We start from the raw sequence: 25,275 nt of genomic DNA, 5'->3' as shown, positions 1-25,275 counted from the left end.
AGCGTCTAACAGACACTCACGGCTAATCCCTTTTGACTACAGGCAATAAGAGGATTATGTTGCCCGCATGAACAAAGAAAATCTCCCTGTCATTCATCCCTGTATCAAATGTGGAAAGGCCCCCAAGGTCGAAGTATCCAGACCTGAAGGCAGAATCAACGACATATATCGGCTTGTCTGCGAATGCGGAAACTGCCCCTTGCAGTGGTCTGTCAGCGAATCAGCTGCCATCAGGTTGTGGAATTCATACGTTGCATCCTGATAACTGGAAGCGCTATATTTTTTTGGAGTTTGCAATCACATAATTGCAAACTGAATATCTCATGAACCTCTGAATGCCGTGTATCATCATAGCTTCACAGCAGTAATGCAGATTTATTAGAATTTTACATCAACACGCAGCAGGTTCTGGCAGGTCAGATACATTTTTTGAAGATTTCAGCAGTGTTGCGCCGCCAGCAGATTCAAGAGTGCTGCCGGGGAACGCTTTGCAGCCAGTCAGCCCAAGCAGCAAGGAGGAGAAGCACAACTCCTCCTTCTTTTTTTGCGCGCCTGAACCAATCACAACGCGTATTCTCCGCCGCACCCGGCACCAAAACATGAAGCCATGCAGGCGCAACCATTCTTGAGATCCACAAACTTTGCGTGGAGTTCACCTTCTAAGAATCGTTTTTTCCCTAGTTGGCGCCCCACGTTACCGCGCTGAACAACGTGAACTTTGCCCGCCATCACGACGATTCCAGAGCATTGCAGGCAGCAAGCCTGTACGGTGTGCTAGGATTAGCATCGATTTCAGCATCAACAGATAACATGCCAAACATTATACTGTTTTGCTTGAATTTCGCGCTGTCAGGTTGACAAAGATTGCGGGGCGTACTACCACACGATAGTTTTGAATTTCAATTTCATATTCTTTTTTTTGGGGGGGGGATATCATGGATTCCATGATTCAGGCGGTGTTGCAGGCGACATTTGTTTCCAAGTGCGTGCTGGCGCTGCTCTTGTGCATGTCTGTGGCAAGCTGGGCCTACATGTGCAGCAAGTGGCTGTTGCTGCGCGCTGCCCAGCAGCGCACGCAGGCGGGGCTGGCTGCGTTTGACGAGGCCGGGGAGCTGAGCCGGGCGCTGCCGGTGCTGGCAAATGACAAGCACTCTCCCCTTTTTGGCATTGCGCTCCGCGCCATCCGTGAATTCAACCGTATTTCCCGCACTGGCGACGTTGACCGCCTTTTGAACGACAATGTGCGCAGGGCCTTGCACTTTGCCGTGGCGGAAGAAATCTCCGTTCTCAAATCATCCCTGGCCCTGCTTGCCACCGCCGCTAACACTGCCCCCTTTATCGGCCTGTTCGGCACGGTGTGGGGCATCATGCATTCCTTCACCGCCATTGCCCAGATGAAGAGCGTTTCGCTGGCAACAGTCGCGCCCGGCATTGCCGAGGCGCTCATCGCCACCGCTGTGGGCCTGTTTGTGGCCATCCCCGCCGTGTGCGGCTACAACGTGTTCCGCGCCAAGCTGGCCCATATTGAGGGCGTATGCATCAACTTTGCAGGCCAGATGCTCAACCGCCTGCAACACGAAGCGCCGCAACACGCTGGCGGCATAGCCTTTTCAGAGGAGCGCTAATCATGGCCGCATCTTCCGCCGACGACGATTTTGTTGCCGACATCAACGTCACGCCCTTTGTGGACGTGATGCTGGTCTTGCTGATCATCTTTATGGTCACAGCCCCCATGATGACCGAAGGGCTTGATGTGGCCCTGCCCAAGGTGGAGACCTCAGAAGTGCTGCCCACGGATGACGACCACGTTATCCTGACGGTCAAAAATGGCGGCGCGCTGTTTCTCAACGAGCAGGAAACAGACATGGACAGTCTGCCGGATGCCCTGAACGCGCAGGTAAAGGACAGCGGGCGGCAGCTCTTTGTGCGGGCCGACAAGGATGTTCCCTACGGCATGGTTATGAGCGTGATGGACAGGGTGCGCAGCGCAGGCATCAAGGACGTGGGCCTTGTGACCACCTCCGTGCCGGATGATGGAGCTGAAGATAAAGGCAAATGATCAGCGACCGGATTTCTTGCTGATCTGGTACCGGATAGCGGCAACGCTCCCGCAACAACAATCCCCGCAGCAATCCTCCTCAAGCATTACCGTGGCAAGGTCTCCCCGCCCTGCCCCGCGCACACGGCCTTTCACTTTCATCCGCTGTCATCACCTGTCATCTCTGCCCTGCCATAAAAAATAAGGGGCCTGTTCTTGCCCGGCAATAGGCAAAGAACAGGCCCTGTACTGCCAGATTTACATCCGGCGCGTGTCCGTGGGGGAGGAGCTACTTCCAGCTGGGAATGGGCAGCTGAACCTGCTTGAGGAACTTGTCGGTATTGATCTGGGCGTCCTTGAACTTCTTGATTTCAGCAGGCGAGAAACGCTTGATGCTGCCAAAGAAGTCGGCCACAGAATTCTGCCACTTGTCGGCCTGCGATTCGCCCTTGGATCTGTCGAGCAGAGCCATGGTTTCTTCATAAGACCAGCGGGGGTGGATCTGGATGTCGAGCTTGGCTTCTTCGTCAGTCATGCGGATACCGGCGAATTCGTTCATGTACTGGCGGTATTCCTTGATGATGCGGGGGCTGGGGCCTTCTTCGCGCAGCATGTTGGAACCGCGCAGGTACACGCGCAGGAACTTGGCAACCAGTTCGGGGTTTTCATCGCACCACTTTTTGTCGCCCACGAGCGAAGACACGGTGATGCAGTCCATGTCGGTCATGGTGCCAGCGCGCTGCCACTTGCGGGAATCAGCCACAAAGGTAAAGGGCGCCCACAGGCACACGGCGTCGCCAATGCCCTTTTCAAAAGCAGGCACGGCAGAGGGCTGTTCCATGTTCACCAGGGTCACGTCGGCTTCGGTAAGGCCAAGGATGCTCAGCCACTTGCCGATCATGTAGTGAACGGTGGTCTGGGAGGTGTACAGGATCTTCATGCCCTTGACGGTTTCAGGGCTGCCGTACACGTTGGGATACTTGGGGTTGTAGCCCTTGACCTTGGCGGCGGGGCTGTCGGGGCGCAGGTAAAGCACGTGCACTTCGCCTTCGCTGATGATGGGGGCCACGGAGTAGATATTGTAACGGATGCCGCCGATCAGCTGACCGCCAACGCCCGTGGAACCGAGCACCCATTCCTTGGCGGGCAGGGCTTCCATCTGGGCAGGGCCGCTGTTGAACAGCAACATCTTGATGTCCAGGCCTTCTTCCTTGTCCCAACCCATTTTCTTGGCGTACCAGATGTTGAAGCCCGGGGATTCGTCCATCCAGCAGGTGGAAATTTCAACGGGCTTGTCGGCTGCCAGAGTGGCGACGGGGCCGCCGCAGATGACAGCGCCCATGCAAAGCAGAAGCGCGACCAGAAGCAGTTTTCTCATGCATGACTCCTAATTGGTTAGTGGACAGATCCGCTTTTACAAAAAACCTTTCAACTGCTTAAACCTTCAAACAAACCACTTGAGCAACCTCGGCAAGTGCATACAGGTTTGCCGAGAAATCCATGCTCTCGCATGCGCGGCAAGGGCCGTACCGCTGGCAGGCGCACCCATGTACGGCGCGGCCCTTGCTGCTGTGCGCAGTGCTAGAGCGTAAGCTTCTGTTCTTCCGTAATTCTGGCCCGCAGTTCAAGGAACGCGGGATCCATGGTGTCGCGCGGGCGCGGCAGGGGCACGTCATACGAGGTGTGCACATGCCCCGGCAGCTTGTCTTCCATGGTGACGATGCGGTCGGCGAGGAACAGGGCTTCATCAATGTTGTTGGTCACAAAAATCATGGTGCGCTTGTCCATGTGCCAGATGCGCTCGGTCTCCTGCTCCATGAAAAAGCGGGTCTGGGCGTCAAGCTGACCAAAGGGTTCATCAAGCAGCAGCACCTCGGGGTTGAGAGCATAGGCGCGGGCAATGCCCACACGCTGCTTCATGCCGCCCGAAAGCTGGTGAGGATAGTAATCCTCAAAGCCTTGCAGACCCACCATGCCAAGATAGTGATTGGAAATCTCACGGATCTTCGCAGGCTCAAGCCCGCGTACTTCAAGGCCGATTTCCACGTTCTGGCGCACGGTCTTCCACGGAAAGAGCTTGTAGCTCTGAAACACCAGGCCGATCTGCGGGCCTGGGGCCACAATCTGCTTGCCGTCCAGATAAGCCGCGCCGGACGAAGGCGATTCAAGCCCGGCAAGGATGCGCAGCAAGGTTGTCTTGCCGCACTGGCCCGGCCCGAGGATGACCAGAAACTCCTGATCGCGCACCTCAAGGGAGATGTTCTCCAGAACCGGAACCACCTGGGTTCCCTTCTGGATGAAGGTTTTGCTTATATTGTCACAGACAATTTTTGGCTGCGTGTCTTTCACGTTCAGCTCCTTGGCTCTCTAAAGATTCTCGATTTCACGCTGCCAGGGGCACAGCTTGCGGGTCAGCATATCCATCCCCAGGGTGAACACCAGCGAAACAGCGGTGATAATGAGCATGCCGCCGATAATCATGCCGGGGTCGGACAGCTTCATACCCTGCACAATGATGTAGCCAAGGCCGGAACGGGAATTCACAAGCTCCGCCGCCACAACGCACGTCCAGGCGCTGGACATGGCGATCTGCAAACCAGCCGTAATGGCTGGCAGTGCGCCGGGAATGCACACAAGGCGGATTTCATCCCAGCGCTTGCCACCGATAATGCGCACCACATCGAAAAATTCTGGTTCGATGAGTTGCAGGCAGCTGTAAGAGTTGAGCACCACCGGCACAAAGGAGCCAATGACGATAATGAAAATCTTGGGCGCTTCACCAATGCCGAACCACAGAATGGCCACAGAAATCCAGGCCAGGGGCGGCATGGGCTTGAACATGTCGAAAATGGGCTTCACAATGGCGCGGAACGTTTCGTTGAAGGCCATGAACAGACCCAGCGGAATGCCAAAGCCAGCGGCAATCAAAAAGCCGATGATAACGCGGCGCGTGCTGATCCACAGATGTTCGAGCAGGCCAAGGCCGGAAAGCTTGTTGACGCTCAGGTCATGCAGGCTTTCCACCACCTGAAAGGGCGTGGCCAGAGCGCTGCTGTAGCCGAACACGTTGGACGTGGCAGCCCACTGCCACAGGCCGAAAAAGCATACCAGCGAAACGATGTACAAGAAGTATTCGCTCTTGAGGGCACGGGTCAGCGAAAACTCGTACTTTTTCGTGTTCTTGATGGTTTCATTGCAGACGCTCTGGGTCTGCCCGTTGGACGCCGAGGAAGACTGCATGGCGCTATCTCCTGATGCCGGCCAGCAGCCGGGATTCGATCTTGTCAATGATGAAACCGATGATTGCGCCGGCGATACCCACGCTCACCATGCCCACCATCACAAGGTCGGTACGGCCAAGCATGCGGCCGATGGTGATGAGGTAGCCAAGGCCCTTGTCTGCGGCCAGCAGTTCAGCGGCAACCAGGGTCACCCAGCAGTAGGCCAGAGCGATCTGCAACGCGCCAAACACCATGGGCAGCGCGGAAGGAACGCAGATGGAGGTAAATATCTGCCAGTCGGAAGCGCCATAGGTTCTGGCCATCTGGATATGCACGGGGTTGGTCATGCGCACGCCGGTGTAGGTATTGATGACGCACGGCACGATGCCCGAAAGCCAGATGATAAAGACCTTGCCGGGCAGACCGATGCCGAACCAGAAAATGGTCAGCGGAATCCAGGCAACAGGCGGAATGGGCCGGATGATTTCAAATATGGGGCGCACAAGACCGCGCACTGTGGTGAACCAGCCCATCGCAAGGCCCAGGGGCAGGCCCACAATCAGGGCCAGCACGTAGCCCCAAAAGGCTTCCTGCATACTTGTCCAGGCATGCTCCAGCAGCACGGCCCCGTCAGGTGCGGGATTGGTGAGCTTGTCGAACATGAGGCTCAGGATGTCGTAGGGCGAGCTGAGCAGCGTGCCGGGAATGCGCCAGTCGTTGCTGTCAGCCGGGCCAACGCACATCTGCCACACGCCAAGGAAAATACAAACGCTCAAAACCGGCAGGATGCGAAGCCGCATGGGCTTGCGGTAGGTTACTTTTTCATTGCATTGCATAAGCTGTCCCTTTTTCCTACCACCAGCGGATGAGGTCTGTGACCTGGCGGCGAAGTTCGACAAAACGCGGATCCCTGAAATCCCTCGGGCGCGGCAGGTCAACAACCACTTCCGCCCTCACCTTGGTGGGCTTGGGGCTCAGCACCAGGATGCGGTCAGCCACATACACGGCTTCTTCAATGTTGTGCGTAACAAAAAGCACGGTGCTCTTGAGGGTCTGCCACAGCTTCACAAGCTCGTCTTCAAGATAGAAGCGCAGCTTCACGTCAAGCTGGCCGTAGGGTTCATCCATGAGCAGCAGATCGGGGTTCACGGCAAAGGCGCGCGCCACGGCGATACGTTGCATCATGCTGGCCGAAACCTGGTTGGGATACAGCTTGGCCGTATCTTCCAGACCCACCATCTCCAGAATCATATCAAGGCGTTCCCTGAGCTGCTTGGGCGGAACCTTTTTTATGCGCATGCCATAGGCCACGTTTTCTTCCACGGTAAGCCACGGCAGAGCCGTTGGTTCCTGAAACACAAAGGCCAGGTTATGCTTGCGCGGATTTGCCACTTCACCATCAATGTAGATGTTGCCGGAGGTGGTTTCCGTAAGTTTGGACATGCAGTTGAGAAAGGTTGTCTTGCCGCATCCCGTAGGCCCGACTATGCAAACCAGTTCTCCGCGCTTGATGGTAAAGTTGACCTTGTCCAGAACGGTAAGGTCCCCATACATTTTCGTTAAATCCCTGACTGCTATTTTAGCGTCGGAACAGGCACAGTCATCGGTTTGCTGCACGGCTGCACTCCTTGGTGAGAGTTGTTGAATGTCCCGGTCTGCCGTCCGGGTTCGCAAAAGAAGCCAAACGCCCCTGAAAGCTGCCAATGGGCTGCCGGGATGGTTGCGCGTGCTTCGAAATTCTTTGTGAGTCATTTTGCATAATATATACCATTTTTCACAACTCCTGCAAAAAACCGCTTATCATCAGCTATTACAGGATATTTTTTGCTTAACATGCCCATATTGCGGCACTGGTTGCGACACGAACGCGCATTTTGCGACACATGTGACGCACCCGCCATTGGCGCGCATATTTAGGGCTTGCGCGGGCCGCTGTACCCGATTTTTCCAGGCCACGCTAGGGAATAAAAGAACAAACCAAAATCGGTCAGTGCCAAGAGGCCTGCTGTTTTGCGCAAGGGAGGCGACAATTACGTCGTACTTTCCTCCGCAGGGGATGGTTTGATCTTTCCGGTTTTGATCGGGCCTGCCGTTCTGCGCGGCCTGCCCTGTACTAGAGATTGCGCAGAACCCGCTGCCTGCCGTCCGGGGTGATTCCGTATGCAACGCCCTGATCGGATTCATTACAAACGATCACAATACCCACGCCCTTGAGGGCTTGCAGCTGGGCTTCAATATTCGCCGCATTGATCTGCCTTTCGCCCGCGTATTCTGGCTCCAGAGCGGCGCACACCTCACTGGCAGTGCGGGACGCGCCGTCCAGCAACAACCTGCAAACAGCCAGCCGCAGAGGCAGCCGAACGCGCATCACAGTCCCTCCTGCGCCTGTCGCATGGCTGTTCCGCCCTTGCCCTGCATGACAACCAGCACAATGCCCGCCACAATCACCACCGCGCCCGCCACAAGATTACGGGTAACGGTAACGTTGGTGAAAAGGGCGCTGAACAGTATGCCCCAGAGGGCATAGGTCACGTTCAGGGCCATGGCCCGGCATACGCCGGTCATGTTCATGGCCGTGTACCAGCAGCGGTATGAAACGCAGCCCACCAGGCCAGCGGCTATGCAAAAGGGCAAACCTGGGCTGGCAAGGGCCTGCGCCAGCAGGTCAGCCGCGTTCAGACCGGGATTGCCGCGTTCCAGCAGCACAAAGGCCGCAGGCACGATCACCAGCATATACAGCAGGCTGGAAACAATCTGATAGACGTTCAGGGCCACAACAGGCTCGATAAAATCCATGCCCGCCGTAACGCACACGCCTTCCGATGCCCAGCCAAAGGCGGCCAGAAAGGCAAATCCCAACCCCAGATAAAAGGCCTGACCGCCCACGCCGCCCTGCGGCGCAGACCAACCCACGGTAAACGCGCCCGCCACGCAAAGCGCAAGGCCGCACATGGCCCTTGCGGAAATACGCTCTTTCAGAAAAAAGCGCGCCAGCACCGCCGCGATGGCCGGATACAGGGTGGAAATGGGCAATGCATAGGCTGGCCCTGCCAGTGAAATGCCCATCAGGTACCCCCCCATACCGAGGGGAGCACCCATAAAAGCGCCCATGATGCAGAACCTGCCGGGCTTGCTGCAAAAGGTGCGAAACACCTCCCGCCCTTTGCCCTGGGCCACATTGAGAACAAGGGAAAGACAGGCCGCGCTGATGTCGTGACAGCCTGCCGCAAACAGGGGGGCCAACAGCCAGAATTCAGGAATGCTGAACGGCTCTTTTACCAACCCCTGCTTCAGGATAGGGCCATCAAGACTGAAAATTACCCCAGTCAGCGCAGCGAGAAAAAGCCCTTTGCGTACATATGCCGCATCCCGCGCAGAGGTGCTGCACACGCCCCTTTCGCTTTTCGGGCCGTTGCCGGAAGGGCCTTTCACCGCTTTGCCTCTTAGCCCTTGCGCAAAAGGTTGAGGTAGGCGGCGCTGTCGGCCAGCGTTGCGGCCTCGGCGGGGTCGTCCATGCGGATGCGCAGCATCCAGCCTTCGTTATAGGGCTTGGCATTGACGAGGGTGGGCGTGCTTTCCAGAGTTTCATTCACTTCAAGCACAGACCCGGCAACAGGCATGAACAGGGCGTTGACGGACTTCAGCGACTCAACGGTGCCGAATTCCTGACCGTTTTTGTAGGTTGTACCCACGGCAGGCAGGTCAACAAAGGCGATTTCGCCAAGCTGGTCCTGGGCAAAGTCGCTGATGCCTACGGTGGCGGTTTCGCCTTCCACGCACAGCCACACATGTTCGTCGGTATAGCGCAGATTTTCGGGCAAAGCCAATTGGTCAAGATCTTTCATGATACTACTCCTCTTCCATACGCAGGGCAGCGTCGCCAATGGCTTCTGCCAGCGTGGGATGGGCGTGGATGGTGGTGGCTATGTCGTTGATGGAAGCGCCCATGCGCAAAGCCAGAGTTGTTTCGGCAATAAGGTCGGTGGCGTGCGCGCCAGCCATGTGCGCGCCAAGCAGGGTGCCGTCGCTGGCATCTGCCACCAGTTTGCAGAAGCCGGGCAGTGCGCCCATGGCCTGGGCCTTGCCGAGTTCGCGGACCTGCACAACCGAGGTTTTGACCTCATAGCCCCCATCGCGCGCCTGCTGCTCGCTCATGCCCACGCAGCCAATTTCCGGCGAGGTGAATATGGCCGAAGGCACAAAACGGTAATCCATGGGTGCGCCCTTGCCGCCGGTCAGGCAGTCGGTAACGGCGCAAAGAGCCTCGGCGGCAGCCACATGGGCAAGCATGACGCGCGCAGGGCCAAGGGCATCACCAATGGCATACACGCCGGGCAGGGATGTGCGCATATATTCATCAGCGCGTATCCAGCCGCGCTCATCCGTGGCAACACCAGCTTCCTTGAGGCCAAGCCCGGCGGTCATGGAGGCGCGGCCCACAGAGACAAGCACCATTTCGGCGCTGATGGGGCGTTCTGGCCTCGCAGGCGCGCCGCTCACAAAGGGCGACGGCGCAAGTACGCCGCTGACGCCATTTTCATCCACGCGCACGTGGGTAAGCGTTTGCCCGAGTTCGCAGGCAATGCGGCGCTTTTTCATCTCGCGCTGGAGCAGGGTGCTGATGTCGGCATCCACCGAAGGCAGGGGCAATATCCTGTCCTGCCCTTCAATCACTGTGACCGTGGAGCCAAAAGCCCGATAAATGCAGGCCAGCTCGCAGCCAATGACGCCGCCGCCCACAATGATGATGGAGGCTGGCACATGGGTGAGCTTGAGGGCGTCATCGCTGGTGAGAATGCGCTTGTGGTCGGCCGTCAGACCAGGCAGGTTCACAGGATGCGAACCCGTTGCCAGTATGACGTAATCCGCTGTCAGGCTGGAGTTTGCGCCGTCGCCGGTTACCTCCACCGCGCCGCCGCCAAGCAAGCGCCCCTTGCCGCGCACCAGGGTTACGCCAAGGGCGGCGCAGGTCTTTTCAAGACCAGAACGCAGGGTGGCGCAAACACGCTCCTTGCGCTCGTAGACGGCCTGCGGGTCAATGCTGACGCCGCCTTCAATCTTGACGCCGAACTGCACGGCCTGCTGGGCAATCTCAAGAGCTTCCGCAGACGACTTGATGGTCTTGGTGGGTATGCAGCCGTTGTTGAGGCAGGTGCCGCCAAGTTCGGCGCACTCCACAAGGGTTACGGCCATTCCGGCCTTTGCGGCAGCAAAAGCCGCCGTGTAACCGCCAGGGCCGCCGCCCACAACGATCATGCTTTTTTTCTGGTCGGACATGCGGGCTCCTAATCCTCGTCGTCGGCGAGCCTGAGGTTGTACTTCACGGGGAAGGCGGCCTCCAGCGAACCCGTGACCAGGCAGCCTTGACGCATGATCTTTTCCACACGGTCAAAAATGAATTCGTACTCTTCATCCAGATGCACGGTAACGTCGATATCAATGCCCGTTACCCTGCCCCGGCCCAGATCATCGGTGCCGGTGTGCAGCGTGGCCCTGGCCTCGATTTTGTCGTACTTGGCGTTGCGCGTATCCAGAGCCTTGTCCAAAGCGGCGCAATAGCAGTACAGGGCAGAGGCGGCCAGAAGCTTTTTGGCCGTGCCGGAACGTTCTTCGGGCGGAATCTTTTCGCCGTCTATGGTGAGCACGCCAAACGCGCCGCTCTCCATATCCAGATCCACCTTGCCGCCGCGGCGGCAGAGAGAAACACTGAGTTCATGTGACATTTCAAAGCCTCCAGGCTGGAAAAACACAAGGGCACCCTGCCCTCGCGCGATTTGGCCTGCCTATTGCACTAATAGTGCCATCAGATTGCCCTTGGCTTCACAACGCCATCTGCGCTTGTGTTTTATGGCACATGCCGCTAGTATCCCGAGCCGGAAGCGACATTTGTGTCGCGACAAACGACATTTTTTGCAAGGTTGCCGCCACATGCTTTCATCGCCCTCAGTTCCCCCCATTAATGTGGAAAAAAGCTATCGCCGCTTGCTCAATCACCTGCCCGGCATGGCCTACCGATGCCGCATCCTCAATATAGATGCGCCAGAAAGTGATTATCTCCAGTATGAACTGGAGTTTGTGAGCAAGGGCAGCTACGAATTGCTGGGGGTGCCAGCCGAAGACATGGTGCTTGACCACCACAACACCATCGAACTGATGACCCACCCCGATGACCTCGGCCCCAGCCGCAAAGCCATACGCGACAGTATTGTCACTCATGAGCCGTATCAGGTCATGTACCGGCTTTTGCTGCCTTCTGGACGTGTCAAATGGCTGTGGGATCAGGGGGAAGGGGTGTACGACGATTCGGGCGTTCTGCGGTATCTCGAAGGCCTGATCATGGACGTGAGCGAGCAAAAATTTCAGGAGATGGCCCTGCGCGAAGAAAATCGCGAGTTGCGCACCTCTGTTATCAATCTTTACGGCCTGGGCAACATTGTGGGCAAAAGCGAGCCCATGCGCCGCGTGTACAGCCAGATTCTCAAAGCGGCAGAAACCGATTCCAACGTCATCATCTACGGCGAAACAGGCTGCGGCAAAGACCTGGCCGCCAAGAGCATCCATGAATACAGCGGGCGCAAGGGCCGTTATGTTCCGGTGAACTGCGGCGCAATCCCCGAGCAACTGCTGGAGAGCGAATTTTTCGGGCATGTGAAGGGGGCGTTCTCTGGCGCGCACGCCAATAAAGAGGGCTACATAGGCGCGGCTAACGGCGGCACGCTGTTTCTGGACGAAATAGGCGAACTGCCGCTGCACCTTCAGGTCAAACTGCTCAGGGCCATTGAAAACAAAATGTATACTCCCGTGGGCGGCAATACGCCCAAGGAATCATCCTTCCGCCTCATCGCGGCAACCAACCAGGATCTTTCAAAAATGGTGCGCGAAAAAACCATGCGCTCCGATTTTTATTATCGCGTCAACGTGCTTTCCATCACCCTGCCACCCCTGCGCGAACGCCACGGCGACATTGCCCTGCTGGTGGAGGCGTGGCTTGAAAAACGCGGCCTGAACCTTATTCTGCCGCCCCATGTGCGGCTGGCCGTGGAGCAGTATGACTGGCCCGGCAACGTGCGCGAGCTGCACAACTTTCTTGACCGTTACCTTGCCTTTGGCGACGAGGCGCTTCTTTCGCTGGGGGATGCCGGGCGGGCCGACTTACTGCTCAACACGCCCCAGGGCATCAGCCTTGAGCAGGCCGTACTGCAACTGGAAGAACGCATGATCCGGCAAACGCTTGAAAAGTGCCGCTGGCACCGGGGCAAAGCAGCGGAAGAACTGGGGCTGAACCTGCGCACCCTGCAACGCAAAATGCGCAGAATGTCCGGGGGGAATGAAAAACTGCACGGCTAGAAGGCAATTGCCTGCAAGACAGGAAGCTATGTTATCTTATCCCGCATGCCTGTTACGAACGGCGTGCGGGATTTTTTTTACGCGTGTTAACAGGATCAAGACCAAAGCAGCGGCATAATTCATCAGAAACCATGTGGTTTTTATCAAGCAGCATGCAATAATCATTGTCCACCCAGGCCTCAATGGCAGCAATGCCCTCGCGATCAATAACGCGCCAGCCTGTACCGCCTTCATTGGGATCATCCCATACGCGCACAAATTTTAAAAACAGGGTCAATATCTTTAATTGTGGGCTGAAATGGACTTTGACACACGAGCAGACTGTCCATAGTGACAGTTCTTTGCGTAACGTCTTGTACAATACAATATTCAATATTATAGGCTTGTTCAATTGCCTGCGTGGATTTTCAAAACCCTTAAAACTATCAAGCTGCACTCTTAAGCCACCTGCAGACAGATTCACTACACGTATCGGAGAACATATACTTTCATCAACATAGCCAAATGTAGCATTATCTATATCATTCATAGATTTCGGCAACTGGTTGTTGCAAATCCACAGGGAAATTTTTTTGAGCATCAACGGCGTAAGTCCAACGCGCTCATGCCGTTGCAGATCGCGCTGCACATATTTTGGGGGCATGGCAATCTCAACAATGCACTGCTTTGACTTAGTATCTATATAATTTGCGACAATCCGTGTTTTAAAAATAAAACCATGCCTGATAGCAGGATATGAAATTCCAAGATACTTTTCTGCAATTGCATGAGGTACTTTTACATACAGGCTACAACGTTCACCTTTAAGAATATCAGGCAAAAAATGTTTGTTTGATTTAAGCAATATTTTTTGTGGAGAAATATACAGAACATCACAGGCAACATTTTCAAGCTGGCGTTGTCTGTCTACAAAAAAGAGCCGCAACAGCAAATAGTGCCTTTGTGCGGCCACAAATATTTTAGCGGGCTGAACGGATCGAAACCGGAGCGATGCCCTCCAGAAAAAGTTAACAATTGCTTCGAGAAACTTCATGTATTCCCCCAATTGTCAAACCTAAATGAACAATCGCACACTACCCCTCATTCAAACTTGGTAAACATTCACGGTATATTCAGCCTAACGTGAATTTGCACGCTAACATCAACATCACTAGCACTTTTACACTTATTATTTACATATACACTTTAATGACAAATGCTGACTTTTATCAAAACATAATGAACATTATGCCAAAAGCACTACTGATTACTTAATTTTAACAATTCCAAATTTATCAGAGAATAACAAGTACACAGACAACATTACAGCACTTAATAAAAATAGTGATGCCACAATAGGCAGTTATAAAAATATAAGAATGCTAACTATTGCCATGCACATCCAAACAACAATTAAACAAATACAGAAAAAGACCGTAACAAGCAGTTATCGCAAACCTTTCCACCAACCAAATCGTGCTAAGCAGGTTTAAATTGCTCGCATATAGATAAAACAACAGCCTGCGGTGACTGAACATGAAGCTCAATCCCCGCAGGCGCTTGGAGGAAGGTATGGGTCGGAACCGCAGCCCGGCTGCGGTTCCAGATAACCGCGCAAGCCATGCCCCCACACGGCAGGCGCGGTCACAGCGGCAAGGAAATTACGCGCAGTCGTGCTTGTCCCAGGGTTCGCGGTTATCGCGCTGGATAACGGATTCCATGCGCACCAGGGCTTCTTTGAGCTTTCTGATTTCATCAAGCTTGAGGTTGGGATTTTTCATTGCCTGATAAATGATGCCACCGGTGCACTGGGCGCTGACGGGCAGATCCGCAATGGTGGCAATGGTAACGGCAATGTCCTGCGCGTTGACGGCGCGGGCAACGGAGCCAGCCTTGCTGTCCACGGCCAGACCATAGAAGGCCACGCCGTCAGCGGCGGCAACCACCACGAGGGTGCGGCGGTCGGCGGCTTCCAGGGCGGCGGCCAGAGCGGCCTCGTCACCCTGAACCACCAGCAGGGCGTCTTCCGCGCCTTCAAGGGCGGCAGCTTCAACCTTTTTGCCGCCAAGTTCCAAAGCCAGAGCTTCCAGCCCCGCGCTGTCGGCATTGGCCAGCAGGACGGCCTTTTTCTTCAGTTTGTCCAGCGCTTCGGATGCGCCGCTAAGCGCAACGGAAGGCAGCATCAGGAGAATCGCTTTCTTTTCAGCCATGATCTTATCCTTGTCATCCGCCCCGCTGACGCGGGGCTTTGTGTTTTATCGTGCCGGGGCAAAAGCCTTACCCTTGCCCCGGCAAGGAGAATTAATCAACCAGATTGGGGTTTTCCATGATCTGGTAGATGGGCGCGCCTTCGGCATCGGCGGGCACAGGATTGCCCGTGATGTAGCAGAAGGTGGGCACAATGTCGGCCAGCCAGCGCGGGCGGGTATAACGGTAGCCCTTGCGGATGTTGGGGCCGCGGAACATGAGCAGGTTCTTGAGGCTGCCGCAGCCGGATTCGCCGGTGGGCAGGCCGTAACCGTGTTCGGCCATGTATTCGGGTTTGAGCACGTACACCACATCGCCAGCCTGAGCACCGCCCATGCCAAACACGTGCGCGTCTTCCTTGCGCACGGCCAGCAGCACGGGGCGGTCGCCCGTGTCGGGGTGCTTGTAGTCCAGCAGGGCGTTGATGATGCGGTCACGCACGTTTTCGTAGTCTTCCTGCTCAACAATACCGCCGGGATAACGGCCCTTCAGGTTCACGTACACGAACATGTAGCGCTGCGGCACGGCAAGCGACTTGCTCACATCAAGCACGTAGTTGAAGCCTTCGGTTTCCTCGTAGATATCCCAGTAGTTCTCGGACTTCTTGGGTTCGTAAGAGCACAGGCCCGCTTCCTTGAGGGCGTGGGCCGTGTTGAGGATGGGGCCAAGGGGCGTTGCGCCGTGGTCGGAGCACACGCACATGACGGTTTCGTCGCCCATGATGTCCATGAGGCGGCCAAGCAGACGGTCTTCCACTTCGTAGATGTAGCGTTCCATCTTTTCGGCTTTGGTGCGAACAGCATCGTCCGTGCTGTCCAGCTCGCTGAGCCAGCCATGGTAGAACCAGTCAATGGGATGGGAATGCATGTAGAAGAGATCCCAGTCCGCGTTGGCCTTGATGAGGGATTCAATGGTGTTCCAGAGCCATGCGCTGTGAAAGTCCACCAGTTCGCACACGGTATCGGTATCAATAATACCATGCAGATAGGCGACCAGACCAATATCGTTGGCTGTGATGTGCTTGCTGAAATCAATCTGCGCGGCGGCTTCTGCCGGGGCGATAAAGCCGCAGCGGCCAGCAATGCCGGAAATATACAGTTTGAATTCTTCAGCATCATCAGAAAGCTGCATGAGCTTGGCGCGGAACACGCCTTTTTCGGTGCGACCATCGCTCTTCACGGTAAAGTCGTGCTGGGCGGGTTCGCTCCACTGCCCAAGCTGGATGGTAAAGAAGGCCTTGGCGTAGTCCTTTTCAGGGCAAAGGGCCATGCGGTCATAGCCTTCATCGCCGCTCTGCCACACAAGGCAATGCCAGGTCTGATCTTCCAGAGGCTCGATGGCTTCCTTGAAGTGCATGCGCACGTTCATTTCAAGGGGTTCTTCGCCTTCCGGCAGGTTGGCCCAGCCTTCGGCATCGTCAAAGGTGCCCTGCGAGCCCATGGGATAAAAATCTGTGGAGATAACGCTTTCAGAGCACAAATATTCCTTGTGCTCGTTGCCGTGCAGGGGCCAGCGCGTTTCGGCGGGGCTGAGGCCCTCGCCCATGATCATCACGCCGTGCTGCATCTTGGACGGCCACGACATGGGGTAGTTGACCACGAGGCACTTCTTGCCAGCCTTGTCCCACGCGTCCCAGATGGTCTCTGCGGTGAGGATGCTGGAGCCGAAAGCCTGCGAGGTTTCCTTGTAATCAAGGCTGCGGCCTTCATGATAGTAATAGTAGTCTTCCACGCCGTGGGTGCGGGGCCATGCGCCCGTGCAGATAGTGGCCCAGGACGGCGGAGTGACCGTAGGCAGATTGAAGCCTTCGGGAATGTAGCTGCCCTCCTGCATGAACTTTCTGAAGTTATCGAGCCCCCCCTGAGCGAGCATTACTTCAAGCCTTTTAGGAATAAGGCAGTCGTAACCTATAAGGGCGGCGCGCTTTGCTTTTGCAGCCATGATTAAAACTCCTTCGTAGTACCGACGGGCACTGTTGTGATATTAACGCGCCCCTCCTTTCAATTTGCATGCCAAATGATTCACAACATCCTCTGCCCTTTTGCCATGCCCGCCAGACCTCACTTTTTTCCAATCCGTTCTTTGTGGAACATGCGACGGCGTCCAAATAAGCGACAAATGTGTCGTGTTTTTCAATCAAAATTGTTATCATACTTAATTTATTTAATTTTTATAGAAAATTTTTTTGTCGCAACATACGACAACTCTGCCGCGTATTTACCCCATTCATAAGTAATACAGCAAAAAAGTAAATTATTTCAATATGGTGAAATTTGGCACACAGGATGCAATTATGCAACAAACCTGTTCCCGACCAAACACACCGTGAGGCGTCCTTGGCTGCACCCATGCCTGTTGCTGTATTCCACAGCTCTCTCTTTGCACATAAGCGCCTGCACGGCATTGCGCCCTGCGGCGGCCTCTTTGCGCAAAGCGCCGCACCTTCCCCTTGCATCCTTTACATCCCCTGCACAAGACCAGCCGAGCCCGACCTCGCCCGGCAGGATCGGATACGCTTCCCTTGAGCGCGGACAATGTCGCCCGCGCTCTCTTTTGAATCAGGCTGTAGCAAATGGATAACGTTTAACTTGGGAGGTACTATGTCTTTGAAACGGAAAACCATTCTTTCCGCAGCAGCTCTTGCGCTTACATTGGGGTTGGCGTTTGGGCAGTCTGCCGAAGCGGTGGATTTCAAGGCACGGGGCATCTGGTCGATGGGCTTTGGCGTGGGCGATTCCAGCCTGACCAAGGACGTGACGACCAGTGGGGCAAAACAGAAGGCCAACAACTCCGACCAGTTTGTTTCGCGTCAGCGCGTTCTGCTCTTTCTTGATGCCGTTGCCTCAGAAAACCTGATGGGCAGCGTGCAGTTCAAGCTTGGCCCGCAGGACTGGGGCAGATCCGGTCAGGGTTCATCCCTTGGTGCGGACGGCACCCTGGTGCGCGTGACCCAGGCCAACATGCAGTGGTCGGTTCCGCAGACTGATCTCAAGTTCAAGATGGGCTTGCAGTATCTGGCCCTGCCCAACGCCGCTGGCGGCTCTGCGGTGTTTGACACCCAGGCTGCCGCTGTGGTTGGCAACTATGCCTTTAACAAAAACGTGGGCCTCACCGCCCTGTGGATGCGCCCCTTCAACGACAACTATCAGGGCGGCACCTACAACAACGTGATCAGCAACGACAAGGCCAGTTATCTTGATAACATGGACCTGTTTGCCCTGAGCATGCCCCTGACCTTTGACGGCATCAGCATCACCCCCTGGGTCATGCCCGGCATGATGGGCCGCAACACTGGCAAGTTTGGCGCTTTCACCAACTACGGTCTGGGCGACGGCTCCCCCGCCACCACCCTGTACCCCTACCTGAACAAGATCGGCGGGTTCCACGGCCTTAACGTGACCGGCGTGACCAATGCCTCCAAGGATTATGGCACCGTGTTCTGGGCTGGCCTGCCTGTCAAGGTTACTGCCCTGGAACCCTGGAACATTGAATTCGACACCAACTACGGCTTTGTCGAACAGATGGGCAGCTTCAACGTGATGCGCCGCAACAACGCCAATGATGTGGTCCACGGCAGCACCCAGCGTCAGGGCTGGCTGGCCAAGGCCCTCGTGGAATACAAGCTCGACTGGGGCGTGCCCGGCGTGTTTGGCTGGTACGCTTCCGGCGATGACGGCAACGTCAAGAACGGTTCCGAACGCCTGCCTTCCGTGTGTGCTTACGGCAACTTCACGTCCTTCATGGGCGATGGCAACCTCGGCTGGAGCCCCAACGTCAACTTCATGGACAAGTCCCTGTCCTACGCGGGCACCTGGGGCTTTGGCGCGCAGATCCGCGACGTCAGCTTCCTCGACAAACTCACCCACACCTTCCGCGTGGCATACTGGGGCGGCACAAACAGCCCCGCCATGGTCAAGTACATGGACCATGCCAATGCGTGGGATTCCACGTCCAATATGTTTGACGGCCCGTACATGACCACCAATGATGGTCTGCTGGAATTCAACGTGATTTCTTCCTACAAGATTTACGACAATCTTGAGATGAACGTTGAACTGGGCTACGTGGCCAACTATATGGACAGCAGCACCTGGAACAAGAGCTACCAGAACTTCGGCTCCTACTCCAAGCAGGATGCCTGGAAGGGTCAGGTGGTCTTCCAGTACAAGTTCTAAAGATCCGGCGGTTCCTTCCTCCGGTACAGGCCTGCTGCCGACCACGCATACTGGTCGGCGGCAGGCCCATTTTTATGCTCTGCGCTGTAGTATGGCACAAAAAGGCCGTTGCCCGGACTCTCCAGGCAACGGCCTTAACTTTTGCCGGGCTGTGCCAAACAACGCCCGGCGGCATGGCTTCGCCTAAATGAACGTGTCGTTGGGGCGACGCACCCGCACTAGAACCTCGGTCACAAAAAGTGCTTCATTGTTGGTTGTCCAGTAATCGGTGACATACCGTTCAAAGGCATCAGGAGCATGTACATAGCTGTTGGACGCACACCAGCGTTGCAGCTTGCGGTAGGAGTCGCTGATGGTTTCGTAAGGGCCAATGTGATAGCAGCTCGCCATGAGCACACCGCCGAGGGTCAGCATCAGCTCCGGCTTGCAGGGGCGCATGGGGCGCTGCAAAACCTGTATGGGCTGCTCCACCTTTTTCAGCCTGTCTTCTACCGAAGAAAAATGAACAATAACCGGCCCTGCAATGTTGTTATCCAGTGATTCAACATAATTGGTGAATCCCATATTGATGATGGTGGACTTGATGTCCAGAGAGAACACCTCGTCATGGAACAGCAGATTCTGCGGAGAAACATATTTGACCGAGACCTGCCGCAGGTCGTTATCCAGCACCATTTCCGCCTCGTGCAGCAGCTCAAGCCAGTCATGGATGGAGGCCGAGCGCAAACGCAGCACGTCTTCCTCCTGCCGCAGGTCTTGCATCTTGGTAGTAAACATCTCGCGCAGGGCCCTCAGCGAGGCGTTGCTGTCCGCATCAAAAGCCGCGCGGATTTCTTCAAGCCGGAATCCCATCTGCTTGTAATATTTGAGAGGCGGCACGGAGAGCACATCTTCATGCGTGTAATATCGGTAGTTGTTGGCCCCGCGCAAGCGAGGCGTGATGAGGCCCAGCTTGTCGTAAAAACGCAGGGCCTTTTTTGAAATATTCGAAGTCTCGCTCATTTCGCTTATGGTGTAGCGCTGAGAATTCATGAAGCTCTCCTGGATGTGCGGTGTCCGGCTTGGGGCGTACCCTCCTTGATAGTGCAAAAGTCGTTCCGCCCTCTTCCTCTCATGCCCCCTCCGCAAGGTGTTCATGCCGTCTGAACCAGCTCCCTGCGCCCGCTTCCTCAAATCTGGCTCAAGGTTCCAGTTTTAGGGAAGGTCGCCGCCCTTTGCCGCAAAAAGCAGACATTCTTGCGACAAGCCCGTAATTAAACGCAAAAATGCCGCTGATCCCTCTGCGCGCTCCATAGCCGCCAGGCGCTCGCATATCCGCGCAGCAGGCGGAAAAATCAAAAAGCAGCCATGCAAAAGGCTAAAACCCGCATTCCGCAAGGGCTGCAACAAATTTCACACACAAGACGAAAAAAATCGGGATATGGCTTGACTTTTCCCTATAGGGGAACGGCTAGAAAGGAACTAGGAGATTTGCTCCGCCCGGCTATGCCCGGACACGAACACGGGTCCCCACGAGGTGAGTTGTATGCAGTATACAGGTGAAGAAGCCCTTGGCCTGATTGAAACTCTTGGCATGGTTCCGTCCATTTATGGCGCGGACAGCATGCTTAAAGCCGCAGATGTTGATCTTGTCGGCTACGAAAACGTTGGCTCCACGCTCGTTACCATCATGGTTCGGGGCGATGTGGCCGCAGTTAAGGCCTCTGTTGACGCTGGTGCCTCTGCTGCCGCCTCTGTGGGCAAGCTTACGGCCACCAACGTCATGCCCCGCCCCGCGCGCGGCATGAGCGGCATTGTCCGTGCGCATACGCTGGACGAAATACAGGAAGACGACCCCGGTCTGCGCGCCCTGGGCATGATTGAAACATTTGGCATCGTCTTTCTTATGGAAGGTGCGGACGCCATGATCAAGGCCGCCGACGTGGAACTGATCGGCTACGAAAACGTGGCCTCCGGTTACTGCTCCGCCCTTGTGCAGGGCGATGTGGCTGCTGTGCAGGCCGCCGTGGCCGCCGGCATCAAGGCCGTGAACAATATGGGCGCTACCGTTTACAGCTCCGCTGTGATTCCCACGCCCCACCATCGTCTTGTCAGGCTTGTACGGCGCTACGCCCTGAGCTGACCGGGTTCATCGGAGGAAACATGATCGGCGACAAGGATCTTATTTCCATCCAGCAGGCTCGCATCCTTGCTGAAAACGCGGCTGACGCTCAGACGCGGCTTTCCGCCATGCCTCAGGAATCGCTGGACACGGTGGTGGAAGCCATGGCTGAAGCCGCCGCCGCTGAGGCCCAGTCGCTTGCCGTCATGAGCCACGAAGAAACCGGATGCGGCGTATGGCAGGACAAAATGGCCAAAAACCTTTTTGCCTGCCGCCGCGTCATACAGAGCGTGCGGGGCATGCGCTGCGTGGGCAAGCTGCCCCAGAGCGCCGATGCCGCGCAAAACGTGTTTGAAGTGGGTGTGCCCGTGGGCGTTATAGCCGCCCTCAGCCCCTGCACCAACCCGGTTTCCACCACCATCTGCAACGTGCTTGCGGCGGTCAAGGCGGGCAATTCCATTGTGGTTTGCCCCCACCAGCACGCCGTGGAATGCACCAGCCGCGTGGTGGCGGCCATGTCTGCCGCCGGTCAGGCCCAGGGCCTGCCCGAAGGTTCTGTGACCTGCCTGACCATGGTCGCCGACAGCGGCATTGAAGAACTCATGCGCCACCGTCTTGTGGCGCTGGTTCTGGTAACCGGCAGGGACAGCATGCTTGAGGCGGCGCGCCACAGCGGCAAGCCCTTCATCTACGGCGGCATGGGCAACGGCCCGGCCTTTATTGAAGCCACTGCCGACATTTGCAAGGCCGTGGACGACATCCTTGCCAGCAAGAGCTTTGACAACGGGCTGGCCCCCTCTGCCGAGCAGTGCGTCATTGTGGACGGCAAGATCGAGCCGCAGGCGCGCCGGGCATTTGAGGCGGGCGGTGCCTGTTTTATCAACGAGGCGCAGGCCCAGGCCCTGAGCGAAACCATGTTTCATCCCAATGGCCGCCGCAACCGCGCCATGCTGGGGCAATCGGCAACCGTGCTGGCCGAAAAGGCGGGCATTGCCGTGCCGCAGGGCACGCGTGTGCTGCTGGTTGAACGCCGCTACGTGGACCCCGCCGATCCCTTTATCAGGGAACTGCTGGCCCCTGTGCTTGCCTATTATGTTGAACCGGACTGGCGGCATGCCTGCGAAAAATGCCTCGAACTTCTGCTGCGCGAGGGTCACGCCCAAACCATGACCATCCACAGCCAGGATGAAGAGATCATCCAGCAGTTCGCGCTCAAAAAGCCCGTGGCCCGCATGCTGGTCAACACGCCTGCCGCTTTTGGCGGCATGGGCCTCACCACCGACCTATTCCCTTCCATGACGCAGGGCAGCGGTCTGGCCGGGCACGGATTCAGCTCCGACAACATTTCACCAATGAATCTCATTTATCGGCGCAAGGTGGGTTACGGCGTTCGCGGATTCTCGTTCAGGGAACAGCAGAGCGACCAGGCCGACCCCGTTTCAGACGCACTGCGGCGCGTTTTGCGCAAGGCTCTCAATGAATTGAACAGGTGATGCGGAACAAGCCCCGGCAGCAGCCGGAGCCGCCATCGCAAACCATGGAGGAATCAACGTGGATCTTCATGATTTTACTCAAAAGATAGCAGAAGTCACCAAAAGCCTGACGCCCGAAGAGCGCGAAACGCTGCGCAAGATATTTGCCACGTCTTCCGGCTCGGCTGTTACCCTCACGCCCACTGCCCCCGCGCAGCATTCCGGCCCCAAGGCTGGCGTGTCTGACGGCGTCAACGTGCCTGACGGCCCTACCGAGCGCCACCTCAAGCTCAAGACCAACTATCTTTTGCAGATGCCGCGCATCACCATTCACCGTGCGCGCGCCATTACCAAGATTGACAGCGAAAACCCCGGCATGCCGCGCATTCTGCTGCGCGCCAAGGCTTTCCGCTACTGCTGCGAAACCGCGCCCCTGGTCATTCAGGATAATGAACTCATCGTGGGCGCACCCAACGGCGCGCCGCGCGCTGGCGCGTTTTCGCCCGATATTTCCTGGCGCTGGCTGCGCGACGAGCTGGACACCATCGGCTCCCGCCCGCAGGACCCCTTCCACCTTGCTGAAGAAGACAAGAAAGTTCTGCGCGAAGAAATCTTCCCCTACTGGGAAGGCAAGTCCGTGGACGAATACTGCGAGGCCCAGTACCGCGAAGCTGGCCTGTGGGAACTTTCGGGCGAATCCTACGTGTCCGACTGCTCGTACCACGCCCTCAACGGCGGCGGGGACTCCAACCCCGGCTATGACGTCATCCTGATGAAAAAGGGCATGCTGGACATTCAGCATGAAGCGCAGGAACACCTGACGCACCTGGATTACGCCAATCCCGAAGATATCGACAAAATCTACTTCTACAAGTCGGTTATCGAAACCACCGAAGGCGTCATGTGCTATGCAAAGCGCATGTCGGAATACGCCGCCCAGCTTGCGGAAAAAGAACACGATCCCAAGCGCAAGGCCGAACTGCTCAAAATTTCCGAGGTCAACGCCCGCGTTCCCGCCCACGCTCCCACCACCTTCTGGGAAGCCATTCAGGCCGTGTGGACCGTGGAATCACTGCTGGTGGTTGAAGAAAACCAGACAGGCATGTCCATTGGCCGCGTTGACCAGTACATGTACCCCCTCTACAAGGCCGATATCGAAGCTGGCCGCATGACCCCCTGCGAAGCCTTTGATCTCGCTGGCTGCATGCTCATCAAGATGTCTGAAATGATGTGGCTCACCAGCGAAGGCAGCTCCAAGTTCTTTGCCGGATACCAGCCCTTCGTGAACATGTGCGTGGGCGGCGTTACCCGCGAAGGACGCGACGCCACCAACGAGCTGACCTACCTGCTCATGGACGCCGTGCGCCACGTGCGTATTTACCAGCCCTCGCTGGCAACCCGCGTGCACAACTCCTCGCCGCAGGAATACCTCAAGAAGATCGTGGCCGTCATCCGCTCGGGCATGGGCTTCCCCGCCGTGCATTTTGACGACACCCACATCAAGATGATGCTGGCCAAGGGCGTGAGCATTGAAGACGCCCGCGACTACTGCCTCATGGGCTGCGTGGAACCGCAGAAAGCGGGCCGCCTCTACCAGTGGACCTCCACTGCCTACACCCAGTGGCCCATCTGCATCGAACTGGTGCTCAACCACGGCGTGCCGCTGTGGTACGGCAAGCAGGTCTGCCCCGACTCCGGCGACCTGAGCCAGTTTGACACCTACGAAAAGTTCGAGGCTGCGGTGAAGGAGCAGATCCGCTACATCACCAAGTGGTCCAGCGTCGCCACGGTCATTTCCCAGCGCGTGCACCGCGACTTTGCGCCCAAGCCGCTCATGTCCATCATGTACGAAGGCTGCATGGAACACGGCTGCGACGTGGCCTCCGGCGGCGCCATGTACAACTTCGGCCCCGGCGTGGTCTGGAGCGGTCTTGCCACCTACGTGGACTCCATGGCCGCCATCAAGAAGCTTGTGTACGAAGACAAGAAGTACACGCTTGAATACATGAACGAAGCCCTCAAGGCCGACTTCAAGGGCTACGACGCCGTGCTGGCAGACTGCCTCGCCGCGCCCAAGTACGGCAACGACGACGACTACGCCGACAACATCGCCGCCGACCTTGTGTCGTTCACCGAGCAGGAGCACCGCAAGTACCGCACGCTCTACTCCATCCTGAGCCACGGCACCCTGTCCATCTCCAACAACACGCCCTTCGGCCAGCTGCTTGGCGCATCCGCCAACGGCCGCAGCGCATGGCAGCCCCTTTCCGACGGCATCAGCCCCACCCAGGGCGCGGACGTCAAAGGCCCCACCGCCATCATCAAGAGCGTGTCCAAGATGTCCAACGACAACATGAACATCGGCATGGTGCACAACTTCAAGCTCATGTCCGGTCTGCTGGATACCCCCGAAGGCGAACAGGGCGTCATCACCCTCATCCGCACGGCCAGCATCCTGGGCAACGGCGAAATGCAGTTCAACTATCTGGATAACCAGACCCTGCTTGATGCGCAGAAGAACCCCAAGGACTTCCGCGATCTGGTTGTGCGCGTGGCTGGCTACAGCGCCTTCTTCATCGAGCTGTGCAAGGACGTTCAGGACGAAATCATCAGCAGAACCGTGCTGCGCCACTTCTAGGCCGCCCGGTACTGACGGCAACACAAGCGTAACGGCATACGGCAGGGGAAAAGCACC

General features: G+C 56.7%; 21 protein-coding genes and 1 pseudogene. 8 read left to right on the top strand and 14 right to left on the bottom strand.

Annotation, left to right across the window (positions count from 1 at the left end):
• Positions 1 to 935: 935 nt before the first annotated feature.
• Together QZ383_RS01360 and tolR are read left to right on the top strand one after the other, a co-directional pair.
• Positions 936 to 1,625 (top strand): MotA/TolQ/ExbB proton channel family protein, encoded by a 690-nt coding sequence (locus QZ383_RS01360; RefSeq protein ID WP_291442393.1) that lies wholly within the window; start codon positions 936 to 938, stop codon positions 1,623 to 1,625.
• A 2-nt stretch (positions 1,626 to 1,627) separates the two neighbouring features.
• The gene (gene tolR / locus QZ383_RS01355) at positions 1,628 to 2,059 is read left to right on the top strand and encodes a protein TolR (protein ID WP_291442391.1); all 432 of its coding nucleotides are present in this window, start codon (positions 1,628 to 1,630) and stop codon (positions 2,057 to 2,059) included.
• Between the two features lie 268 nt (positions 2,060 to 2,327).
• On the opposite strand, the gene QZ383_RS01350 is transcribed toward tolR, so the two are convergent.
• The 10 genes from QZ383_RS01350 to QZ383_RS01305 form a co-directional block, all read right to left on the bottom strand.
• The gene (locus QZ383_RS01350; RefSeq protein ID WP_291442389.1) at positions 2,328 to 3,416 is read right to left on the bottom strand and encodes an ABC transporter substrate-binding protein; all 1,089 of its coding nucleotides are present in this window, start codon (positions 3,414 to 3,416) and stop codon (positions 2,328 to 2,330) included.
• A gap of 203 nt (positions 3,417 to 3,619) precedes the next feature.
• Entirely contained in the window at positions 3,620 to 4,393 is a 774-nt protein-coding gene (locus tag QZ383_RS01345; protein WP_240824819.1) for an ABC transporter ATP-binding protein, read from the bottom strand.
• Between the two features lie 12 nt (positions 4,394 to 4,405).
• Positions 4,406 to 5,278 carry an ABC transporter permease gene (locus QZ383_RS01340; RefSeq protein ID WP_291442387.1) on the bottom strand — a complete coding sequence of 291 codons (873 nt, stop codon included), beginning with the start codon at positions 5,276 to 5,278 and terminating at the stop codon, positions 4,406 to 4,408.
• 4 nt (positions 5,279 to 5,282) lie between these two features.
• A complete protein-coding gene (locus QZ383_RS01335; protein WP_291442386.1) occupies positions 5,283 to 6,095 on the bottom strand; it encodes an ABC transporter permease in 813 nt (270 codons plus the stop codon).
• A 16-nt stretch (positions 6,096 to 6,111) separates the two neighbouring features.
• A complete protein-coding gene (locus QZ383_RS01330) occupies positions 6,112 to 6,813 on the bottom strand; it encodes an ABC transporter ATP-binding protein (protein ID WP_022658549.1) in 702 nt (233 codons plus the stop codon).
• A gap of 559 nt (positions 6,814 to 7,372) precedes the next feature.
• The gene (locus tag QZ383_RS01325; protein WP_291442384.1) at positions 7,373 to 7,630 is read right to left on the bottom strand and encodes a hypothetical protein; all 258 of its coding nucleotides are present in this window, start codon (positions 7,628 to 7,630) and stop codon (positions 7,373 to 7,375) included.
• Entirely contained in the window at positions 7,627 to 8,691 is a 1,065-nt protein-coding gene (locus QZ383_RS01320) for a DMT family transporter (RefSeq protein WP_291442381.1), read from the bottom strand. Before QZ383_RS01320 ends, QZ383_RS01325 begins: the two co-directional genes overlap by 4 nt.
• A gap of 11 nt (positions 8,692 to 8,702) precedes the next feature.
• Entirely contained in the window at positions 8,703 to 9,104 is a 402-nt protein-coding gene (gene gcvH, locus QZ383_RS01315; protein WP_022658546.1) for a glycine cleavage system protein GcvH, read from the bottom strand.
• Positions 9,105 to 9,108: 4 nt separating this feature from the next.
• Positions 9,109 to 10,536, bottom strand: coding sequence for a dihydrolipoyl dehydrogenase (gene lpdA / locus QZ383_RS01310; RefSeq protein ID WP_291442379.1), 1,428 nt, complete (start codon positions 10,534 to 10,536; stop codon positions 9,109 to 9,111).
• An 8-nt stretch (positions 10,537 to 10,544) separates the two neighbouring features.
• Positions 10,545 to 10,982 (bottom strand): OsmC family protein, encoded by a 438-nt coding sequence (locus QZ383_RS01305; protein ID WP_022658544.1) that lies wholly within the window; start codon positions 10,980 to 10,982, stop codon positions 10,545 to 10,547.
• A gap of 205 nt (positions 10,983 to 11,187) precedes the next feature.
• On the opposite strand from QZ383_RS01305, the gene QZ383_RS01300 reads away from it, so the two are divergent.
• Positions 11,188 to 12,606, top strand: a complete 1,419-nt coding sequence (locus tag QZ383_RS01300) for a sigma 54-interacting transcriptional regulator (RefSeq protein WP_291442378.1) — start codon at positions 11,188 to 11,190, stop codon at positions 12,604 to 12,606.
• Positions 12,607 to 12,658: 52 nt separating this feature from the next.
• Here the strand turns inward: QZ383_RS01300 and QZ383_RS01295 are convergent, their stop codons facing one another.
• From QZ383_RS01295 to QZ383_RS01285, 3 genes are all read right to left on the bottom strand, one after another.
• Positions 12,659 to 13,639: a hypothetical protein gene (locus QZ383_RS01295; RefSeq protein ID WP_291442376.1), complete on the bottom strand. Its 981-nt coding sequence runs from the start codon at positions 13,637 to 13,639 to the stop codon at positions 12,659 to 12,661.
• 607 nt (positions 13,640 to 14,246) lie between these two features.
• Positions 14,247 to 14,795 carry a hypothetical protein gene (locus QZ383_RS01290; protein WP_291442374.1) on the bottom strand — a complete coding sequence of 183 codons (549 nt, stop codon included), beginning with the start codon at positions 14,793 to 14,795 and terminating at the stop codon, positions 14,247 to 14,249.
• Positions 14,796 to 14,886: 91 nt separating this feature from the next.
• Complete coding sequence (locus QZ383_RS01285) at positions 14,887 to 16,773, bottom strand: alkaline phosphatase family protein (RefSeq protein ID WP_291442373.1); 1,887 nt, start codon at positions 16,771 to 16,773, stop codon at positions 14,887 to 14,889.
• A 659-nt stretch (positions 16,774 to 17,432) separates the two neighbouring features.
• On the opposite strand from QZ383_RS01285, the gene QZ383_RS01280 reads away from it, so the two are divergent.
• Positions 17,433 to 19,007: an outer membrane homotrimeric porin gene (locus QZ383_RS01280; RefSeq protein WP_291442371.1), complete on the top strand. Its 1,575-nt coding sequence runs from the start codon at positions 17,433 to 17,435 to the stop codon at positions 19,005 to 19,007.
• A 183-nt stretch (positions 19,008 to 19,190) separates the two neighbouring features.
• Here the strand turns inward: QZ383_RS01280 and QZ383_RS01275 are convergent, their stop codons facing one another.
• Positions 19,191 to 20,039 (bottom strand): MerR family transcriptional regulator, encoded by an 849-nt coding sequence (locus QZ383_RS01275; protein ID WP_291442369.1) that lies wholly within the window; start codon positions 20,037 to 20,039, stop codon positions 19,191 to 19,193.
• Between the two features lie 493 nt (positions 20,040 to 20,532).
• Here QZ383_RS01275 and QZ383_RS01270 point away from each other — a divergent pair.
• From QZ383_RS01270 to cutC, 4 genes and pseudogenes are all read left to right on the top strand, one after another.
• Positions 20,533 to 20,769: pseudogene (locus tag QZ383_RS01270) on the top strand (BMC domain-containing protein); the annotation flags it as partial.
• Positions 20,770 to 20,862: 93 nt separating this feature from the next.
• Entirely contained in the window at positions 20,863 to 21,129 is a 267-nt protein-coding gene (locus QZ383_RS01265; RefSeq protein ID WP_291442917.1) for a BMC domain-containing protein, read from the top strand.
• A 20-nt stretch (positions 21,130 to 21,149) separates the two neighbouring features.
• Positions 21,150 to 22,601, top strand: coding sequence for an aldehyde dehydrogenase family protein (locus tag QZ383_RS01260; protein WP_291442368.1), 1,452 nt, complete (start codon positions 21,150 to 21,152; stop codon positions 22,599 to 22,601).
• A 58-nt stretch (positions 22,602 to 22,659) separates the two neighbouring features.
• The gene (cutC, locus tag QZ383_RS01255; RefSeq protein ID WP_291442367.1) at positions 22,660 to 25,218 is read left to right on the top strand and encodes a choline trimethylamine-lyase; all 2,559 of its coding nucleotides are present in this window, start codon (positions 22,660 to 22,662) and stop codon (positions 25,216 to 25,218) included.
• Positions 25,219 to 25,275: the final 57 nt, after the last annotated feature.

The organism is Desulfovibrio sp., assembly GCF_019422935.1.
GTDB lineage: Bacteria > Desulfobacterota > Desulfovibrionia > Desulfovibrionales > Desulfovibrionaceae > Desulfovibrio.
This window is presented reverse-complemented; position numbering and strand designations above follow the sequence as displayed.

Bases quoted from the DNA above. Each gene is read 5' to 3' on its own strand.
- QZ383_RS01260 (WP_291442368.1), top strand. From the start codon at position 21,150: ATGATCGGCGACAAGGATCTTATTTCCATCCAGCAGGCTCGCATCCTT.
- QZ383_RS01280 (WP_291442371.1), top strand. From the start codon at position 17,433: ATGTCTTTGAAACGGAAAACCATTCTTTCCGCAGCAGCTCTTGCGCTT.
- QZ383_RS01360 (WP_291442393.1), top strand. From the start codon at position 936: ATGGATTCCATGATTCAGGCGGTGTTGCAGGCGACATTTGTTTCCAAG.
- QZ383_RS01295 (WP_291442376.1), bottom strand. From the start codon at position 13,639: ATGAAGTTTCTCGAAGCAATTGTTAACTTTTTCTGGAGGGCATCGCTC.
- QZ383_RS01285 (WP_291442373.1), bottom strand. From the start codon at position 16,773: ATGGCTGCAAAAGCAAAGCGCGCCGCCCTTATAGGTTACGACTGCCTT.
- QZ383_RS01340 (WP_291442387.1), bottom strand. From the start codon at position 5,278: ATGCAGTCTTCCTCGGCGTCCAACGGGCAGACCCAGAGCGTCTGCAAT.
- QZ383_RS01275 (WP_291442369.1), bottom strand. From the start codon at position 20,039: ATGAATTCTCAGCGCTACACCATAAGCGAAATGAGCGAGACTTCGAAT.
- QZ383_RS01350 (WP_291442389.1), bottom strand. From the start codon at position 3,416: ATGAGAAAACTGCTTCTGGTCGCGCTTCTGCTTTGCATGGGCGCTGTC.
- QZ383_RS01305 (WP_022658544.1), bottom strand. From the start codon at position 10,982: ATGTCACATGAACTCAGTGTTTCTCTCTGCCGCCGCGGCGGCAAGGTG.
- lpdA (WP_291442379.1), bottom strand. From the start codon at position 10,536: ATGTCCGACCAGAAAAAAAGCATGATCGTTGTGGGCGGCGGCCCTGGC.
- gcvH (WP_022658546.1), bottom strand. From the start codon at position 9,104: ATGAAAGATCTTGACCAATTGGCTTTGCCCGAAAATCTGCGCTATACC.
- QZ383_RS01290 (WP_291442374.1), bottom strand. From the start codon at position 14,795: ATGGCTGAAAAGAAAGCGATTCTCCTGATGCTGCCTTCCGTTGCGCTT.
- QZ383_RS01265 (WP_291442917.1), top strand. From the start codon at position 20,863: ATGATTGAAACATTTGGCATCGTCTTTCTTATGGAAGGTGCGGACGCC.
- tolR (WP_291442391.1), top strand. From the start codon at position 1,628: ATGGCCGCATCTTCCGCCGACGACGATTTTGTTGCCGACATCAACGTC.
- QZ383_RS01335 (WP_291442386.1), bottom strand. From the start codon at position 6,095: ATGCAATGCAATGAAAAAGTAACCTACCGCAAGCCCATGCGGCTTCGC.
- QZ383_RS01330 (WP_022658549.1), bottom strand. From the start codon at position 6,813: ATGTATGGGGACCTTACCGTTCTGGACAAGGTCAACTTTACCATCAAG.
- QZ383_RS01300 (WP_291442378.1), top strand. From the start codon at position 11,188: ATGCTTTCATCGCCCTCAGTTCCCCCCATTAATGTGGAAAAAAGCTAT.